14 protein-coding genes are annotated in these 18,715 nt (G+C 75.6%); 8 read left to right on the plus strand and 6 right to left on the minus strand.

The features are described 5' to 3' along the window. The gene (locus ACQP04_RS10295; RefSeq protein WP_433506828.1) at positions 1 to 2,490 is read right to left on the minus strand and encodes a flippase-like domain-containing protein; all 2,490 of its coding nucleotides are present in this window, start codon (positions 2,488 to 2,490) and stop codon (positions 1 to 3) included. A gap of 187 nt (positions 2,491 to 2,677) precedes the next feature. On the opposite strand from ACQP04_RS10295, the gene ACQP04_RS10300 reads away from it, so the two are divergent. From ACQP04_RS10300 to ACQP04_RS10330, 7 genes are all read left to right on the plus strand, one after another. Next, positions 2,678 to 3,499 (plus strand): TIGR03936 family radical SAM-associated protein, encoded by an 822-nt coding sequence (locus ACQP04_RS10300; protein WP_433506829.1) that lies wholly within the window; start codon positions 2,678 to 2,680, stop codon positions 3,497 to 3,499. 163 nt (positions 3,500 to 3,662) lie between these two features. After that, a complete protein-coding gene (locus ACQP04_RS10305) occupies positions 3,663 to 7,247 on the plus strand; it encodes a translation initiation factor IF-2 N-terminal domain-containing protein (protein ID WP_433506830.1) in 3,585 nt (1,194 codons plus the stop codon). Between the two features lie 146 nt (positions 7,248 to 7,393). After that, positions 7,394 to 7,702: a 50S ribosomal protein L21 gene (gene rplU, locus ACQP04_RS10310; RefSeq protein ID WP_037043344.1), complete on the plus strand. Its 309-nt coding sequence runs from the start codon at positions 7,394 to 7,396 to the stop codon at positions 7,700 to 7,702. A gap of 13 nt (positions 7,703 to 7,715) precedes the next feature. Beyond that, a complete protein-coding gene (gene rpmA / locus ACQP04_RS10315) occupies positions 7,716 to 7,973 on the plus strand; it encodes a 50S ribosomal protein L27 (RefSeq protein WP_037043345.1) in 258 nt (85 codons plus the stop codon). A gap of 82 nt (positions 7,974 to 8,055) precedes the next feature. Beyond that, positions 8,056 to 9,639 carry a GTPase ObgE gene (gene obgE / locus ACQP04_RS10320; RefSeq protein ID WP_433506831.1) on the plus strand — a complete coding sequence of 528 codons (1,584 nt, stop codon included), beginning with the start codon at positions 8,056 to 8,058 and terminating at the stop codon, positions 9,637 to 9,639. A 94-nt stretch (positions 9,640 to 9,733) separates the two neighbouring features. Then, complete coding sequence (gene proB, locus ACQP04_RS10325) at positions 9,734 to 10,846, plus strand: glutamate 5-kinase (RefSeq protein ID WP_433506832.1); 1,113 nt, start codon at positions 9,734 to 9,736, stop codon at positions 10,844 to 10,846. 63 nt (positions 10,847 to 10,909) lie between these two features. After that, a complete protein-coding gene (locus tag ACQP04_RS10330; protein WP_433506833.1) occupies positions 10,910 to 12,100 on the plus strand; it encodes a methyltransferase domain-containing protein in 1,191 nt (396 codons plus the stop codon). Here ACQP04_RS10330 and ACQP04_RS10335 read toward each other — a convergent pair. Further along, a complete protein-coding gene (locus ACQP04_RS10335) occupies positions 12,066 to 12,509 on the minus strand; it encodes a nitroreductase/quinone reductase family protein (protein ID WP_037043351.1) in 444 nt (147 codons plus the stop codon). The genes ACQP04_RS10330 and ACQP04_RS10335 overlap by 35 nt on opposite strands. Before the next feature lie 50 nt (positions 12,510 to 12,559). Here ACQP04_RS10335 and ACQP04_RS10340 point away from each other — a divergent pair, with 50 nt between their 5' ends. Continuing rightward, complete coding sequence (locus ACQP04_RS10340) at positions 12,560 to 12,877, plus strand: hypothetical protein (protein ID WP_433506834.1); 318 nt, start codon at positions 12,560 to 12,562, stop codon at positions 12,875 to 12,877. A gap of 99 nt (positions 12,878 to 12,976) precedes the next feature. Here the strand turns inward: ACQP04_RS10340 and ACQP04_RS10345 are convergent, their stop codons facing one another. The 4 genes from ACQP04_RS10345 to ACQP04_RS10360 all read right to left on the minus strand — a co-directional run bounded on the left by ACQP04_RS10345 (position 12,977) and on the right by ACQP04_RS10360 (position 18,588). Then, positions 12,977 to 13,435 carry a DUF6918 family protein gene (locus ACQP04_RS10345; RefSeq protein ID WP_433506835.1) on the minus strand — a complete coding sequence of 153 codons (459 nt, stop codon included), beginning with the start codon at positions 13,433 to 13,435 and terminating at the stop codon, positions 12,977 to 12,979. A gap of 117 nt (positions 13,436 to 13,552) precedes the next feature. Continuing rightward, entirely contained in the window at positions 13,553 to 15,646 is a 2,094-nt protein-coding gene (locus ACQP04_RS10350) for a RecQ family ATP-dependent DNA helicase (protein WP_433506836.1), read from the minus strand. Positions 15,647 to 15,736: 90 nt separating this feature from the next. Next, positions 15,737 to 17,206: a dihydroorotase gene (locus tag ACQP04_RS10355; RefSeq protein WP_433506837.1), complete on the minus strand. Its 1,470-nt coding sequence runs from the start codon at positions 17,204 to 17,206 to the stop codon at positions 15,737 to 15,739. Further along, the gene (locus ACQP04_RS10360; protein WP_433506838.1) at positions 17,203 to 18,588 is read right to left on the minus strand and encodes an FAD-dependent oxidoreductase; all 1,386 of its coding nucleotides are present in this window, start codon (positions 18,586 to 18,588) and stop codon (positions 17,203 to 17,205) included. Before ACQP04_RS10360 ends, ACQP04_RS10355 begins: the two co-directional genes overlap by 4 nt. Positions 18,589 to 18,715: the final 127 nt, after the last annotated feature.

The raw sequence follows: 18,715 nt of genomic DNA on the forward strand, positions 1-18,715 counted from the left end.
TCAGACCACACCTCGGTGCTGCAGGTAGCGGAACATCCCGATGCCGGGCAGCACCGGCAGCCAGTAGGTCAGCAGCCGCGAGGTGAGGGTCGCGGCGACCGCGGGCGCGGGGGCCACGCCGACGGCGACGAGCCCGGCGACGAGCAGCGCCTCCACCGCGCCGAGGCCGCCCGGCGTCGGGGCGATGTGCCCGAGCGTCTGCCCGACGACGAACACCACGATCACCTCCAGCCACGGGAAGTGCGGGTCGAAGGCGGCCAGGCAGGTGGCCAGGCCCAACGCGGACATCAGGTGGTACGCGGCGGCGCCGCCGAACAGCTGCGCGGCCCGCAGCGGGCGGCGGATCGCGCCCCACAGCTCGCGGACGACCTGCAGGCCGGGCCGGACGATCCGGCGCCGGCCCAGCGGCGACCCGAGGACGAGCCCGGCGAGGACGAGGATCCCGGCGATGGCGCCCAGCAGCGGCCAGCCCGTGGGGATGCGGACGAACCGCAGGGTTCCCGTGATGCCCACCGCGAAGATCCCCACCACGCAGATCACGGCCGACACCGCGCCGGTCGCCGCGAGGTTCAGCATCGTCACGCCCACGGCGAGCGAACGGCGCATCCCCAGCTTCTCCATGAACGCGATGTTGATCCCGAAGAAGCCGACGCCGCCCGGGGTGGTGCGGCCGGTGAAGGCGGCCGCGACCTGCACCTCCACGGTGCGGCGGAAGGGCAGGTGGGTGTCGCAGGAGCCCAGCAGGGACACCGCGGACAGCACGATCGCCAGCATCCCGGTGAACACGGCCAGGGCGAGCCACCACCAGTTGGCGTCACGGAGCAGGCTCACGGTCTCCGGCAGGTCGGCGAGCTGCGGCAGCAGGAGGTAGATCGCGCCGCCGAGGAACAGCATCGTGACGAGGGCGCGCGGCCGGACGGGGGACGGGTAGCTCGGCAGCGGCCGCCCGATCCGGTCCGCCAGCGCCTCCCGCAGCTCGCTGAACAGGTAGTGGCCCTCGGCGATCTGCTCCCGGACCCCGCGGTGCAGCGCGAGGGGCTGCAGGTAGGCCAGCGCCGCCTCCAGCCGGTCCGCGGACAGGGTCCGGTCGGCGGCCGAGACGGTCCGGTCGACGCCCACGATGGAGACCAGCGTGATCAGCACGTCGGCGAGGTCCTGGGCCAGCAGCGCGGGACTCGCCCCGACCTGGCCGAAGGTGAAGTTGAGCAGCCAGGGGTTCCCGTCGGCGTCGACCAGGATGTTGTCGGCCTGCAGGTCGTGGTGGGCGATGTGGGCCCGGCCCAGGATCGCGACCTGGGTGCACACCTTGTCCAGGAGCCGGTCGTCGATCTCCCGGACCGGCAGCTCCGAGAGCGGCCGTCCCTCGACGACGCCGTGCACCAGCACCGGTGAGCCGTGCTCGATCACGCAGGCTAGCTCGACGTGCGGGGTCCGCACCCCGGCCGCCTCTGCCAGCCGCGACACGTACGCCTCGTGCTCCACCTCGTGGTGGGTGCTCGAGAGCCGGGGCACGTCCTGGACGTCGATCGTGGCGAGGAGCCGCCGGAGGCGGTACCAGGGGCCCGCCCGCCGGTGCAGCCGCGCCACCGCGCGGGCCCGGAGCACGCGGCCGTCCCGGGTGGTGATGGTGAAGCGGCGGGGTCCGACCAGGTGGGTGCGTTCCGCGTGGATGTCGTCCGGGCAGAGCCCCGCCTCCTCGAGGGTGCGGCGCACCGCCTCGACCGAGGTCCGGCGGCCGGGGGCCCCGCCGACGAGGTGCGACGCCGACCCAGCGCCCCAGCCGACGACCGCGCCGGCGAACACCGCGAGCGGCAGGGCGCCCTGGTACACCTCCGCGAGCGCGACCGCGGCCGCCACGACCCAGGCCCCGGAGGCCGCCTTGCGCGGCAGGTACGGGGCCGCGGCGGTGACCAGCGCCGCCGCGACGGCCGTGTGGGTGGCGGCGAAGGCGAACCCCTCGGGGCCCGGGAGCCGCAGACCGGTCTCGCCCGCGAGCTCGGGCGGGACGGGCCGGTCGGGGAGGAGATGACCGAGCGCCGTCGTCACCAACCAGGCGACCGTGCCGGCGGCGACCAGCTGTGCCGCCGCGCGGACGTGCTTGAGGTACAGCGCGACGGCCGCCGCCCCGGCGATCCCGGCCCACGTGCCGACCCAGAGCAGCCCGGTGGCCACCGGGGCCCAGCCCGCGGGCAGCGCCCCGATCTCCTCGAAGATCGCCGCCTCGACCGGGTTGACCGCGCCGTCGGCCGCGAGCGCGCAGAGCGTGACGATCGCGGCCGCCACCACGACCCGCACGACGTCGCGGGGCCGGCGGCCGACGGAGAACCGCCGCAGGGAGCGTGTGGGAACCGTCACGACGGGGTCCTCCGGCTGTGGTGCGGGCCCGTGCGGGACCCGCTCCCGGGGCCCCTCGTCGGCCCGTTCCCCGACCGGCGCACCGACCTGCGCGTCGACCCGCTCGTCGGTCCTGTCGTCCAGCCTGTCGTCCACGTTCCCGACCCCGCCCTCGACCCCGCTCCCGGTCCGCCGCGGCCGGCGCCCGTGCCGACCGCGACGAGTGTGTCCCCGGAAGACGCGCGCCCCAACCGCCGGATCGGGCCTCCTGGCGGGCCGATCCGCCGGGACCGGGGTGAGGCCGGCCGCCGGGTCGGCGGGGACCGGGGCCTACCCTGCTCCCATGGCTCGAGTGCGTCCCGGGGAGGCCGCGAACCCCGCCCCGCCGACGGTGCAGCGCATCCGCGTGCGCTTCGCCAAGCGCGGGCGGCTGCGGTTCCTGTCGCACCGCGACGTGGCCCGCAGCGTCGAACGCGCGGTGCGCCGCGCCGGCATCCCCGTCTCGCACTCGCACGGCTTCAGCCCGCACCCGCGGATCTCGTGGATCGGCGCGGCCCCGACCGGCACGGCCAGCGAGGCCGAGTACCTCGAGATCGGCCTGACCCGCGAGGTCGATCCCGAGGTCGTCCGCACGGCGCTCGACGCGGCGCTGCCCGCGGGGCTGGACATCCTCGACGCCGTGGTCGCCGAGCCGCCGGCGCTCGCCGACCGGATCGACGCGAGCCTGTGGCGGATCGTCCTCCCCGGGGTCCCCGAGGGTGCGCTGCGGGCGGCCGTCGAGGCGCTCCTGGCGCGCGACGCGCTCGTGGTCGAGCGGGTCATGCCGGCCGGGCGACGGGAGATCGACGTCCGGGCCGCGGTCGTGTCGGTGGGCGTCACGGCCTGCGACGATGCGCCCGTGGGGGGACCGCCGGTAGGTGACGCACCGGGCGGAGTCACACGGGAACCGGACGCCGCGGGGTCGGACTGTGCGATACTGACGGCGGTCGTACGGCAGACGACACCCGCTGTTCGACCCGACGACGTGTTGGGCGCACTCGACGTTGTCGCAGGTCTGAAACCGCCGGTGCCCGCGAAGGCGACCCGGATGGCGCAGGGCCTGCTCGACGACCGGGGCCGCCTCGCCGATCCGCTCGGAGCGGGCCGGGTCACCGCCCGGGCCTGACCGCCGCGGAGCGGTGCCGCCGCCGGCCCGGGGTGGGCCGGCCGGACGCGGCGTCGAGCACCGCCGAGCGACCAGGATTGCCCGGCCCGCACCGCGGGACGGGAGAACGCGTGAGGCCCCTGTGCGGCCGCCCTCGAGGGGCGCCCGGGGGCGAAGGAGTTGGATGTCGATCAACGATGCGCCCGCCGGGGGTACCGGCGGGCAGTTCTCCGTGTCGGAACTGCCGGAGAAGCTGCGTGTGCACGCCCTCGCCCGGCTGATCGGGCGGACCAGCAAGGAGGTCCTCGCGGCGCTCGCCGAGCTCGGCAGTGCCGCGCGGAGCGCGCAGGCCGGCGTCGACCGGAAGACGGCCGAGCAGGTCGTCACCGCACTGCTGGGCGAGCAGGCCACCGGGGCCGCCCCCGAAGCCCCGGCGACCGCCCCCGAGTCGGACACGACCGAGGAGACCGCGGCGCCGGAGACGGTCGCGGCCGCCGAGGCCGCCGCCGGGCAGGACACCGAACCGGCCGCCGGCGGACGCCCCGCCGCCGAGCAGCCCGCCGCGGACACCCCGGCCGCGCAGACCGAGGGCCCCCTCTCGCCGGTCTTCGCGCCGCCCGCCCCGCTCTTCCAGGCCCCCCAGCCCGACGCCGCGCCCACCCGCGGCCGGCGCCGGCGGGCCGCGCCGGAGCCCGCCGAGGCCGCGAGCGAGGCGCCCGCCGAGGCCGCCGCTCCCGCCGAGGACGAGGGCCCCGCGAAGCCCCGCCGCACCCGCCGCCGCTCGGCCAAGGCCGAGCCGGAGGCCGCCGAGGAGACGCCCGAGACGCCCGCGGACGAGACCGGGGACGAGACCGGGGACGCCGAGACCGCCGACGAGACCGACGCCTCCGACGAGGGCGACGACGAGGGCGCGGGCCGCCGCCGTCGGCGCCGAGGCCGGCGTGGCCGGGGCCGCGGCCGCGGGGACAACGGCGAGGCCGGCGAGGACGGCGAGGACGGCGAAGGCGCCGAGGACACGTCGGACGCCGCGGACACCGCCGAGGGCGATGCCGCCGACGCCGAGTCCGACGACTCGGCCGAGGACTCCGACGCGGACGACGAGGACACCGACGAGGGCGAGGCCGGCGGCTCGCGGCGCCGCCGTCGCCGCCGGCGGCGCCGCGGCGCGGGCGACACGGCGGACGAGCGCGGCGACGACGACCCGCCGAACACCGTCACCAAGGTGCGCCAGGCCCGGGACAAGGACGCCCGGGACGCCCGGGACGCCCGGGACTCCCGCGACTCCGGGGACGACGGGGTGCAGTCCGTCCGCGGCTCCACCCGGCTCGAGGCCAAGCGCCAGCGCCGCCGGGACGGCCGCGACGCCGGCCGCCGGCGCCCGCCGATCCTGTCCGAGGCCGAGTTCCTGGCCCGCCGCGAGTCCGTCGAGCGGTCGATGGTGGTCCGCCAGAGCGGGCCGCGCACCGAGATCGGCGTGCTCGAGGACGGCGTGCTCGTGGAGCACTTCGTCGCCGACGGCGGCAACGGGTCCTCGGACCGGTCCGCACCCGCCTCGATGGTCGGCAACATCTACCTCGGCCGCGTGCAGAACGTGCTGCCCAGCATGGAGGCCGCGTTCGTCGACATCGGCCGCGGCCGCAACGCCGTGCTCTACGCCGGCGAGGTCGACTGGGACGCCGCCGGTCTCAACGGCAAGGCCCGCCGCATCGAGCAGGCCCTGAGCAGCGGCGACAGCGTCCTCGTCCAGGTCACGAAGGATCCGGTCGGGCACAAGGGCGCCCGGCTCACCACCCAGATCAGCCTGGCCGGCCGATTCCTGGTCTACGTGCCGAGCGGCGGGGCGGCGGGCATCTCCCGCAAGCTGCCGGACATCGAGCGCAAGCGCCTCAAGGACATGCTCAAGGAGATCGTCCCGGCCGACGCCGGCGTGATCATCCGGACGGCGTCCGAGGGCGTCAGCCACGAGGCCCTGGAGCGGGACGTCCGCCGGCTGCAGGCGCAGTGGGAGGTCGTCAAGGAGAAGTCCGAGAAGACCGGCCCCAAGGCGCCCAAGGCCCCGGCGCTGCTCTACGAGGAGCCGGACCTGCTGGTCAAGGTCGTCCGGGACCAGTTCAACGAGGACTTCTCCTCGCTGACCGTGTCCGGCGACGACGCGTGGGAGACCGTCTCGGACTACGTGGCGCACGTCGCACCCGAGCTGGCCGACCGGCTGCACCGGCACGTCGGGCCGAAGGACGTGTTCGCCGAGTACCGGATCGACGAGCAGCTGCTCAAGGCGCTGGACCGCAAGGTCTGGCTGCCCTCCGGTGGCACGCTGGTGATCGACCGGACCGAGGCCATGACGGTCATCGACGTCAACACCGGCAAGTTCACCGGCTCCGGGGGCAACCTCGAGGAGACCGTCACGCGGAACAACCTGGAGGCGGCGGAGGAGATCGTCCGCCAGCTCCGGCTCCGCGACATCGGCGGCATCATCGTGGTCGACTTCATCGACATGGTGCTCGAGGCCAACCGGGACCTGGTGCTGCGGAGGCTGACCGAGTGCCTGGCCCGGGACCGCACCCGGCACCAGGTCGCCGAGGTGACCTCGCTGGGCCTGGTCCAGATGACCCGCAAGCGGGTCGGCGGCGGGCTGCTGGAGCACTTCTCCACGCCGTGCGAGCACTGCCGCGGCCGGGGCGTGATCGTCTCCACGGACGGCGACCACGTGCACCCCGTGAACGACAGCGCGGGCGGTGGCGGCGGCGAGACCGGCGGCCGCAAGCGCGGCCGGCGCCGCGGCGAGGACCGTCACCCCGAGCGCGCCGAGCAGCAGGGGCCGAACGTCCGCAGCGCCGCGGCGGCCGTCGCCGAGATCGTGGCGGCGGCGCGGCACACGACGGGCGAGGCGGCCCCGGCCGAGGTCGCCGACGTGGAGGACACGGACACCCCGGCGGGTGTCGCCGGTGCCGCCGCGGTCACCGAGGTGGTCGAGACCACCCCGGCCCCGGTCGCCGACACCCCCGAGGCGCCGACGGGCATGGACGAGCCGGACTCCGGTCGGCCCGCCCGGCGGCGCGGGCGGCGCCGGGCCGAGCGCCCGGCGGGCAGCTCCGGCACCGCCGAGGCCGTCGTCGTCACGGCCGAGGGGCCCGAGGAGACCGCGGCAGCGGCCCCGGAGGCGCCGGCTTCGGAGGCTGCGGAGGCTGCGGAGGCTGCGGCTGCGGAGGCTTCGGAGGCTGCGGAGGCTGCGGAGGCTGCGGCTGCGGAGGCTGCGGCTTCGGAGGCACCGGCCGAGGCCACGTCGGCTCCGGCCGCCGCGGCCGGGGACGCTGCTCCGGTCGCCACGTCGAACGGGCACGCCCCGGCGGTCCCGGCGACCGCGGACACCCCCGAGGTGACCGAGCGCACCGGGACCGAGCCCACCGATTCCGCCGGGCAGGCCGAGCCGGCCGGGCCCCCCGGGGCGGCCGACGCCCCGGCCAGGCCGGAGAAGCGCCGCCGGGTCACCCGCTCGGCCGGCGCGCCGAGCACGGCGGCCGAGCCGGTCGTCGTCACGGCACCGGTGCCGGAGACCGGGTCCGCCCCCGCGGCCCCGGACCGGCCGGAGCCCGCGAGCGACACGGCCGTCACCTCCCGTCCGCGCAGGTCGCGCCGGGCGGCCTCGCGTCCGGCGGGCCCGCCGAGCGAGGGCGACGCCTCCGGTACGGTCACCGTCCCGGTGACCTCGTCCGTGGGGGCCGGCACGCAGGACGGCCCCGCCGGACCGACCGGGGGGGACCCGGTTTGACCCTGCGATTTCCCCTTCCGTACCCTGGGAGTCAAGGAGCCGCGCCCTCGGCCTGTGCTGAGGGAGCCGGCGTGCGCGCCGTGCCCCGTTCGCCGGGGCTGGGCGCCCATGAGTCCCCCGAGAGTTTCAGGAGTCGTGCGTCAACGATGTACGCGATCGTCAAGACCGGCGGCAAGCAGTACAAGGTGGCCGTCGACGACGTGCTGACCGTCGAGAAGATCGACGGTGAGCCCGGCGCCGAGATCAGCCTGCCCGCCGTGCTGCTCGTGGACGGCGACAAGCTGACCACGGATGTGGATGCGCTGGCCAAGGCCTCGGTGACCGCCACGGTCGTCGAGCACACCAAGGGCCCGAAGATCCGGATCCACAAGTTCAAGAACAAGACCGGGTACCACAAGCGTCAGGGCCACCGTCAGCCGCTGACCAAGGTCCAGGTCACCGGCATCAGCGCGTAAGGAGACCTGCGCCATGGCTCACAAGAAGGGTGCGTCCAGCTCCCGCAACGGGCGCGACTCGAACGCTCAGCGGCTGGGCGTCAAGCGGTTCGGCGGCCAGACCGTCAACGCCGGCGAGATCCTGATCCGCCAGCGCGGCACCAAGTTCCACCCGGGCGACGGTGTCGGCCGCGGTGGCGACGACACGCTGTTCGCGCTCGTCGAGGGTGCCGTCCAGTTCGGCCACAAGCGCGGCCGCAAGGTCGTCAACGTGGTGCCGGTCGAGGCCTGAGGCCCGACCACCACAGGCAGTTCGCGAGCGGCGGGCCCCGGGCTGGGGTCCGCCGCTTTCGCGTGTAGAGGAGTAGTCAGACATGTCGCGGTTCGTCGACCGGGTCGTCGTCCACGCCACCGCGGGGGCGGGCGGCAACGGCTGCGCGTCGATCCATCGCGAGAAGTTCAAGCCGCTCGGCGGCCCCGACGGGGGCAACGGCGGCCGCGGCGGCTCGGTGGTGCTCGTCGTCGACCCGGGTGTGCACACCCTGCTCGACTTCCACCACCGCCCGCACGCCGTCGCGAAGAACGGTAAGCAGGGCCAGGGCGGGTTCCGCGCCGGCGCCAACGCCGAGGACCTGGAGCTGCGGGTCCCGGACGGCACGGTGGTGTTCGACCGGCGCGGCGAGATCGTCGCCGACCTGGTCGGGCCGGGTACCCGGTTCGTCGCCGCCGAGGGCGGCCGCGGCGGGCTCGGCAACGCGGCACTCGCGTCGTCGGCGCGCAAGGCGCCCGGCTTCGCCCTGCTCGGCGAGCCGGGGGAGTCCCGCGACCTCACCCTCGAGCTCCGGTCGATGGCCGACGTCGGGCTGGTCGGGTTCCCCTCGGCCGGCAAGTCGTCGCTGGTCGCAGCCCTGTCCGCGGCGCGGCCGAAGATCGCGGACTACCCGTTCACCACGCTGGTCCCGCAGCTCGGCGTGGTCACCGCCGGGGACGAGGTGTTCACCGTCGCCGACGTTCCGGGCCTCATCCCCGGTGCCTCCGAGGGCCGCGGGCTGGGCCTCGACTTCCTGCGGCACATCGAGCGCTGCTCGGTGCTGGTGCACGTCGTCGACTGCGCCACCTTCGAGCCCGGCCGCGACCCCGTGGCCGACGTCCAGGCCCTCGAGGACGAGCTCGCGCGCTACACCCCGGCGCTCGGCGGCGACCTCGCCGACCGGCCCCGGCTGATCGCGCTGAACAAGATCGACGTCCCGGACGCCGCGGACATGGTCGAGATCGTGACCGCGGACCTGCAGGAACGCTTCGGCTGGCCGATCTTCCCGATCTCCACCGCCAGCCGGAAGGGCCTGCGCGAGCTGGCCTTCGCGATGGGCGAGCAGGTCGCGGCCTACCGCGCCGCCCAGCCCGTCGTCGAGCCCACGCGGATCGTGCTGCGCCCGCAGGCGGTCGACGACGCCGGCTTCACCGTCGAGCCCGACCCGCAGCTCGAGGACGGGTTCCTGGTGCGCGGCGCCCGGCCCGAGCGCTGGATCCGGCAGACGAACTTCGACAACGACGAGGCCGTCGGCTACCTCGGGGACCGGCTCGCCCGGCTCGGCGTGGAAGACGCGCTGGCCGAGGCCGGGGCCGTCCCGGGCTGCCCGGTCACGATCGGCGACGTCACCTTCGACTGGCAGCCCAGCACGCCGGCCGGGATCGCCCGGGTCATGTCCGGCCGCGGCACGGACGCCCGCGTCGAGGGCGGCTCCGCCCGCGTCTCGGCCGCAGAGCGCAAGCTCGCGAGGCTCGCGCGCCGGCGGCACCTCACCGACGCGGAGCTGGCCGCCGGGGCGAGCTACGCGAACGAGGCCCGCTGGACCAACGACGCGGCCGACGAGGACGACCTCGACGACGGCGGCGAGCTCTTCGAGCTCGGGGACGACGAGCTCGAGGTCTGGTCGGACGAGGACGACCCCCGATGACCGGAGGCGTGCGTCCCGGTCTTCGGGCCTCGGGCGCCGACCGCGATGTGCAACTCGGTCGCCCGGAAGTGCCGACTCGCGGGACGATCTTCCGGTGACCGACACCCGCAGGCTGCTCGGCGACGCCCGGCGGGTGGTCGTCAAGGTGGGGTCGTCGTCGTTGACCAGCCTCGCGGGCGGGCTCGACCCCGCCCGCCTGCACCGGCTGGTCGACGCGCTCGCCGCCCGTCGCGCGGCCGGGTCGCAGGTCGTGCTGGTCAGTTCGGGGGCGATCGCGGCCGGCCTGGCGCCGCTCGGGCTGGCCCGCCGGCCCCGGGACCTGGCCACCCAGCAGGCCGCCGCGAGCGTCGGGCAGCTGCTGCTCGCGCACGCCTACTCGGCCTCGTTCCTCCGGCACGACCAGCGGATCGGGCAGGTCCTGCTGACCGCGGACGACATGATCCGCCGCTCGCACTACCGCAACGCCCAGCGCACCCTCGAGCGGCTGCTGGGGCTCGACGTCATCCCGGTCGTCAACGAGAACGACACCGTGGCCACGGACGAGATCCGCGTCGGCGACAACGACCGGCTCGCCGCCCTGGTGGCGCACATCGTGGGCGCGGACGCGCTGGTCCTGCTCTCGGACGTCGACGGGCTCTACGACGGCGACCCCCGCCGCCCGGGCTCCACCCTGCTCGCCGAGGTCGACGCCCCCTCCGACCTCGAGGCCGTCACCGTGGCCGAGCCCGGCCAGGGCAGCCTCGGCACCGGCGGGATGGCCACGAAGATCACGGCGGCGGCGATGGCGTCGGCGTCGGGCATCCCGGTGCTGCTCGCCGCGGCGGACGAGGTGGCCGACGCCCTCGACACGGGCGGGCCGAAGGTCGGCACGGCGTTCCGGGCGTCCGGCCGACGGATGTCGGCGCGGCTGTTCTGGATGAAGCACGCGGCGGACGTCCGCGGGCGCCTGGACCTCGACGCGGGCGCGGTGACCGCCGTGGTCGAGCGGCGGCGCTCGCTGCTGGCCCCGGGCGTGCACGGCATCGACGGCGACTTCGTCTCCGGGGACGTGGTCGACCTGGTCGGGCCGTACGGCGCGGTCGTGGCCCGGGGCGTGGTGAACTACGACGCCGCCGAGCTGCCGGGGATCATCGGGCGGCGCTCCACGGACCTGCCCCGCCACTACCGGCGGGAGATCGTCCACGCCGACGACCTCGTGATCCTCTGACGCCGGCCGGGCCGGGCGGCCACGCAGATGCGGCCGACGGTCCGGCAGGGGCAGACTCTGCGGATGACCGACCCGGCGACGGATCCGGCGCAGGCCCGCGCGCGGCTGGTGCACGGCCTCCGCGCGCACGGGTGCGCGATCACGCCCGCCGTGGTCGAGGCATTCCTGGCCGTGCCGCGGCACCTCTTCCTGCCCGGCATCCCGATCCGCGAGGCCTACGCCGACGAGGCCGTGCCGACCCAGGTGGTCGACGGGATCGCGACCAGCTCCGCGTCGCAGCCCTCGATGATGGCGATCATGCTGGAGCAGCTCGCCCCGGCACGCGGGCACCGCGTCCTGGAGGTCGGGGCGGGCACCGGGTACAACGCCGCGCTGCTCGCCCGGCTGGTCGGCCCCGCGGGGCGGGTGGTGTCCGTGGACATCGACGGGGAGCTGGTCGAGCTGGCTGCGCGACACCTCGCGCAGGCCGGGATCACGGGCGTCGACCTGCGGGTCGGCGACGGCGCGCTCGGTGTCCCCGATGCCGCCCCGTACGACCGGATCGTGCTCACGGTCGGCAGCTGGGACGTCCGGCCGGAGTGGGTGGCCCAGCTCGTGCCGGGCGGGCGGCTGCTGCTGCCGCTCACCGTCCGGGGCAGCCAGCTGTCCGTGGCCTTCGACCTGCGGCCCGACGGGGTGCTGGAGAGCCGGTCGGTCCGCAGCTGCGCGTTCATCCGGCTGCGCGGGGCCGGTGCGGGGCCGGAGGCGGTCGAGCGGATCGGACCCGGGTGGGCGGCGCAGGTGCCGGAGGGCGACACCCCCGACCTGGAGGCGGTCGCCGGGCTGCTCGACGAGCCGCGGAAGCTGCACCGGTCGACCGGGAGCCTCGACCGCGCGGACGTGTGGGACGGGCTGGGGCTGTGGCTCATGCTCACGGTCCCCGGCGCGCTGCGGCTGCTCACCGGCGACGCCGAGGACCCGCCCGGGTACTGGCTGGTCCCGACCGGGCAGGGGCGGGCGACGGTGGCGGTCACCGTGCCGGGCGGGCTCGCCGCCCTGGTCACCGAGCCGGCCGGGGTGCGCGCCTTCGGGCCCGAGGGCGAGGCGGCCGTGCGCCTGCTGCGGGCCGGGGTCGACGCCTGGCACGCCGCCGGCCGGCCGCACGCCGCGGACCTGCGGATCCTCGCCGTGCCCGCCGGGGCGGCGCTGCCCGGCGAGGGCGCGGTCGTCGAGAAGGAGCTCAGCCGGTTGGTGGTGGCACCGGCACCAGCCTGACCAGCGGGATCTCCCGGTCGGTCCGGCGCTGGTAGCCGGCGTAGTTGCGGTAGCGGGAGGCGATGCGCTCCCACAGCGCGGGCCGCTCGTCGGGTCCCACGATCTCCGCGCGGCGCGGCTCGCGCGGGCCGCCGCGCACCGAGACCTGCACGTCCGGGTGGTCGCGGAGGTTGAGGAACCAGGCCGGGTGGTGGTCGTCGCCACCGCGCGAGGCGACGACCACGAGGGTGTCGCCCTCCACCAGCGGCGCGGTGAGCAGGACCGAGCGAGGCTCGCCGCTGCGCCGGCCGACCGTGGTCAGCTCGAGGACGGGCATCCCCGCGGCGTCGTGGCCGACGCGGCCGCCGGTCGCCTTGAGCAGCAGGCGGTGCGCGGCGTTCATGCCCTTCAGCACGAGATCATGAGGCACGGCCCGAGCCTAGGGGTAACGGCGGCCGGGGGCGGGGCGAACGGCAGGGCGTGGATGTCGGGGACAGCGGGCGGGACCGGCCGGGGGGCGTGCTGCTGGAGCCGCCTGCGGGACGCTGGACGTCCGGACCGATCCGGGCCCGGCGACCGCGGGACCCGCGGCCCGTGCGGCCCGCGCCGCTCGACACCGAGGCCGTCCTGCGGATCCGCCGGGCGGCGGGTGTGGCGCTCGACCGGTATCCCGGGCCCGTGGGCCGGCTGATCGCGGCCGAGCTGCTCGACTACGCCGACCAGGGTTGGCGCGGGGACGCCGAGGGGCTGTCCGAGCGCCTGGTCGCCGACCTGCTCGGCGAGGCGCCACGGAACTGAGGCGCGTGCGCCGCCGGGCGGGTGGGCCCGGACGGGCCGGGGCGACGTCGTCGGCGCCCCGGGCCTCGTCGGCCTGCCGCGGCAGGCGTCGGGGTCGGCTCAGCCGCCGGCGGAGGCGGCGTGCCTGCCGATGAGGGTGCCGAGGCGGGGGAGGGCCTCCTCGACGTTCTTGCGGGCGTTCGGGCGCAGCTTGGCGTAGGCCTTCTTCAGCGCGTCCGAGCTGGAGCTCTCGGCGCGCCGGTCGGTGACACCGAGCAGCGCGTCGGCGGCGTCGGGGCGGCCGGCCAGGTAGGCACCGAAGTCGCTGCCGGCCGCGGCGGCCCGGTAGTCGGCGTAGAAGGGCTGCAGGGCGCCGGCGAACTGGGGCAGCATGCGGTCGACCGCCGCGGGCACCACGCCCGGCCGGATCTTCGACACCGTCTGGTAGCCGAGCTTGACGGCGGCGCCGGACATGCCGCCCTTGTCCTTCACCTCCTGCCCGACGAGCTCGTTCAGGTCGGCGACGACGGCGGGCCGGCGCGCGGGGTCGGTGAGGATGGTCTCGAGGTTCTGGGTCACGGGGGCTCGTCCTCTCTCACGGGGAGTCGGTGCGGGCGAGTCCGGAAGGTATTACACGCGTGTGATTCACCCTGACGGGCCCCGTGAGCGCGCGGTGACAGCGGGTGCGGTAGGCGGTCAGCCCGCCAGTGCCAGGGCGAGGGGGAGGACCGCGGGGGCGCCCGCGCGGCGGACGGCCCGGGCGGCGACGGTCATCGTCCAGCCCGAGTCGACCAGGTCGTCGACCAGGAGCACGGGGCCGTCGAGACCGCCGAGGTCGGGGAGCTCGGCGGTGTCGAACCCCTCCCACACCGCGGCCAGCCGCTGCGCCGAGTTCTCGTGCGCGCCCGGGCGGTCGCCGGCCGGGGGCAGGGTGCCGAGCAGCGGCAGCCGCCCGATCTCGGCGATCCGGCGGGCCAGGTGCTCGAGCTGGTGCGGGCGGGTGCGCGACCCGATCCCGACGACGCCGACCGGCCGCTGCGCCCAGTTCCAGCCCGCGAGCACGCGCACCACGGCGTCGAGCAGGTCCGACGGGACGGGCTGGTCCGGCCCGGCCAGCAGCTCGCGCAGCCGCGTGCCCCAGCCGATGTCCGACAGCCGCCCGACGGCCCGCCCGGGCTCGGCCAGCTCGTCGGCCTTCAGCCGGCCCGACGCCGGGATCCCCAGCTCCTTCATGCCGCTCGGCCACATCTTGCGGGGCGCGAGCTCCACGCCCGGCTTCTGCAGGCGTTCCGCCGCGGCCGCCGACACGTCGGCGGAGACCTCCGGGGACCAGACGGTGCCGCTGCAGACGTCGCACCGGCCGCACGGCGTGGGGTCCGGATCGTCGAGCTGGCGGCGCAGGAAGACCAGCCGGCACTCGTCCGTGGAGAGGTAGTCGAGCATCGCCTGCTGCTCGGCCTTGCGCGCGGCGGCGATCCGCTGGTGCCGCTCGCGGTCGTACACCCACTCCGCGCCGGTGCCGATCCAGCCGCCCTTGACCCGCTTCGCCGCCCCGTCCGAGTCGAGGACCTTGAGCAGCATCTCGAGCCGCGTGCGCGACAGGTCGACGCGGGTCTCCAGGGCGGCCGTGGAGAGCGGCTGGTCCGACAGCGCGGCGAGGGTCTGGCGCACCAGCGGCTCCGGCGGGAACGCCAGCGAGGCGAAGTACGCCCAGATCTCCCGGTCCTCGCGGCCGGGCAGGAGCACCACCTCGGCCCGGTCCAGCGCGCGCCCGGCGCGGCCGATCTGCTGGTAGTAGGCCACGGGGGAGGAGGGCGCGCCGAGGTGGACGACGAACCCGAGATCCGGCTTGTCGAAGCCCATCCCGAGCGCCGACGTGGCGACCAGCGCCTTCACCCGGTTACCGAGCAGGTCGGCCTCCGCGTCGAGCCGCTCCTCGGCGTCCGTCTTACCGGTGTAGGCGCGCACGGCGAAGCCGCGCTCGCGGAGGAACTCCGCGACATCCTCGGCCGCCTGCACGGTGAGTGTGTAGACGATCCCGGCGCCGGGCAGCTCGTCCAGCCGGGAGGCGAGCCAGCCCAGCCGGTCGGCGGGCGAGTCGATCGCCACCACGGACAGCCGCAGGGAATCGCGGTCGAGCGAGCCGCGCAGCACCAGCGGCTCGCCGGACTGCAACCCCAGCTGCTCGGTCACGTCCGTGACCACGCGGTCGTTGGCCGTGGCCGTGGTGGCCAGCACCGGGATGCCCTCGGGGAGCTCGGCGATCAGCGCGCGCAGCCGCCGGTAGTCGGGGCGGAAGTCGTGCCCCCAGTCGGACACGCAGTGCGCCTCGTCGACCACCAGCATTCCCGCGGTCCGGGTCAGCTCGGGCAGCACGCGGTCCCGGAAGTCCGGGTTGTTGAGCCGCTCCGGGCTCACGAGCAGGACGTCGACCTCGCCGGCGGCGATCTCGGCGTAGGTCTGCTCCCACTCGTCGAGGTTCGCGGAGTTGACCGTGACGGCCACGATCCCGGCGCGGGTGGCCGCGTCGATCTGGTTGCGCATCAGCGCGAGCAGCGGCGACACGATCACCGTGGGCCCCGCGCCCTGCTCCCGCAGCAGCGCCGTGGCCAGGAAGTACACCGCGGACTTGCCCCAGCCGGTGCGCTGCACGACCAGCGCGCGCCGGTGCTCGGCGACGAGGGCGTGGATCGCCCGCCACTGGTCCTCGCGCAGCCGGGCGCCCTCGCCCGCGAGGGTCTGCAGCAGCTCCTCGGCGCGCGAGCGCAGGTCCTGTTCCGTGGTGGTCACGCCCCCATGGTGGCGGCAACCCCCGACAGGAACCGACCGGCCCCGCGGATCCGGCGCGCGGAACCGCGGGGCCCGCGGGCCCGAGGCCGCTCAGGCCCGGCCGGTCGGCCGGTGCAGGTAGCGCCCGGTCGGCTCGCCGACGACCTGCCCGTCGTCGTAGACCCGCCGCCCGCGCAGGAAGGTCGTGGTGACCGTCGACCCGATCTCCAGCCCGCGGAAGGGCGTGTACTCCTGCGTCGACTCGGAGTCCGCCGGGTCGACCACGTACGACCGGTCCGGGTCGACGAGGGCGATGTCGGCGTCGAAGCCGGGCGCGATGTCGCCCTTGGTCGGCAGCCCGAGGCGCTGCGCCGGGTTCCAGGCGGTCAGCTCGGCGACCCGGGACATCGACAGCCCCCGCTTGCGGCCCTCGCCGACCAGCCCGGGCAGCAGGTACTCGGTGCCGCCGAAGCCGGACTTCGCGGCGAACACGTCGTTCTTGTCCTTCCCGAACTTCAGCTCCTCCTTGCAGCACGCGTGGTCGGAGACGACCCAGCTCACGTCCCCGGCCAGCAGGTGCTCCCACAGCGCCTCGACGTCCTCGCGCGGCCGGATCGGCGGGTTCACCTTGGCGCCGATGCCGTCCGCCGTGGTCACGTCCGTGAGCAGGTGCCCGATCGTGACCTCGCGGCGGAAGTCGACGTGCGGGAAGGCGCGCGCCATGGTCATCGCCGCCTCCATCGCCTTGGCCGACGACAGGTGCAGCAGGTTGATCGTGGGCAGCTGCGTCTCGTGCGCGAGGTAGGAGGCGATGGTGACCGCGAGGCCCTCGGAGTGCGGCGGCCGGGAGGCGCTGTAGGCCTCGAGCCCGGTGAGCCGCCCCTCCTCCTCGACGAGCTTCGTGTACGCGGTCATGATCTCGGCCGTCTCGCAGTGCAGCGACAGCGAGATCTGGTCGGCGATGTCCGGGTTCGCCTCGCGCGCCGCCTGGATGCCGCGCATGACGAACTCGAAGTGCGCCAGGTCGTACCGCTCGCCCTCGGGGATCATGAGGAACGAGTTCTGGTCGGCGGAGCGACCGTGCAGGCCGTGGCTGCCGTAGAACATGAAGATCTTGAACGAGGTCACACCGTGGTCGCGGACCAGCGCGGGGATCTCGTCGATGTGCGAGCGCTGCATGGGGGCGAGGTGGAAGGCGTAGTCGACGTACGAGCGGCCCTCCGCCGCGGCCAGCACCTCCGGGAAGACCTCGGCGTAGCTGCCGCCCCGGTTGAGGTAGTACTGCCCGGTGCGCATATAGGTCAGCGAGGTCGTCACGCCGCCCTGGGCGCACGCGCGGCTCTCGGTCGCGGTGTCCTCGGCGAGCGGGTTGTAGATGCCCCAGTGCTGGTGCGCGTCGACCACGCCGGGGAAGGCCAGGCGGCCCCGGCCCTCGTGCACGGCGGTGCCCTCGGGCACCTCGACCCGGGGCGCGACCTCGGACACCCGCCCGTCGGTCACGGCGATGTCGGCGTGCTGCGGCTCGCTCCCGCCGGGCCGGACGACCCGGACGTCGCGGATGATCAGGTCGGGCTGGCTCATCGGGCTGCACCTTCTTCGACGGAGGGAACGGCCGCGCGGGCGACGTGCCCGGCGGCCAGGTAGGCGAGGCCGAGGGCGGGCAGCAGCCCGTTCCCGGCGAGGTAGCCGGCGGCGCCGTGGCCGGAGATCCCGACCGCGGCCCCGCCGGAGGCGTAGAGGCCCGGCAGCGGCGCGCCGCCGGCGTCGACGACCCGGGCGTCGGCGTCGACGCGCAGGCCCCCCTGGGTGTGGAAGAGCGCGGGCACGATCTCCACCGCGTGGAACGGGCTCGTGAGCGGCGCCTCGACCGTGCGGCCGAAGCGGTCCGCGGCCGCACCGCGGGCGACGGCGGCGAGGGCGTCGATCTCCTCGGCCAGGGGGCCGGCCGGCAGGCCCGTGGCCGCGGCGAGCTCGTCGACCGTCGCGCCCGTGCGGACGGCCCCGGCGGAGCGGACGTCGAGGTAGTCGGTGAACGTGCGGCACAGGGCGTCGATCCGCCCGTCGTACACCAACCAGCCGCGTCCGCCGGGCTGCGCGGCGAGGGTGGCGGCGTACTCGGAGTAGCCGGTGGTCTCGTCGCCGAAGCGGCGGCCCGACCCGTCGACGACCGTCCCGCCGTGCATGACCGCGGTCCAGGTCAGGAGGGTCTGGGCCTTCGCCGAGAGGGCGGCGTGCCCCTGGTAGGCGTCCAGGCATCCGGTGGCCGCGCCGTGCGCGGTGCCGATCCGCAGCGCGTCGCCGCGCGAGTGCTCGCTGCCGTGGTAGTGAGCGTCGGCGATCTCCGGCAGGTGGGTCCGGACGAGCTCCGGGTCGGCGCCGAAACCGTTGGTGGCCAACAGGACCGCGCGGGCCGCGATCTCCTCGCGGGTCCCGTCCGGATGCTCGACGACGGCGACCCTGGTCCCGTCCGGCCCGGGCGGGGCGTCGACGAGCCGGCAGGGGGCGAGCACGTCGACGCGCGGCGACGCCGCCACGGCGTCGGACAGGTACCTGAGCAGGGCCGAGCCGTGCCGGCCCGGGACCGTGTGCACGCGTGGAACGGAGTGGCCGGGGTAGACGAAGTCCGTGGGTAGCTCGATCGGCATGCCGACGTGGTCGGCCAGCCATTCGACCAGCTCGGCGCCGACCTCGGCGAGGGCTCGGGCGACCACGGGGTCGGCGGTGCCGTGCGTCTTGGCCTCGACGTCGGCCAGGAACCGGGCGGGAGAGTCCTCGATCCCCGCGGCGGCCTGGAAGCGCGACCCCGGACCCGGGACCATCGCCGTCGACATCGAGGTGTTGTTGCCGCGCAGGAAGTGCGGGTTGGCCTCGACCACCAGCACGTCGAGCCCCAGCTGCGCGGCGTGGGCCGCGCCGGCGAGACCGCCGCCCGCCCCGGCGATCACCAGGTCGACCTCCGTCACCGGGACCTCCGTTCCGCTGAGAGAAACAGTATCGGACCTCGTGGGGTGTAGCGATGAGACCACTCGACCTGGACTTATGCAAGACCCTGACACGGATCGCTTGACATCAGGTGGACCCGCGGCTCAG

Source organism: Pseudonocardia halophobica (assembly GCF_050948485.1).
Lineage (GTDB): Bacteria > Actinomycetota > Actinomycetes > Mycobacteriales > Pseudonocardiaceae > Pseudonocardia > Pseudonocardia halophobica.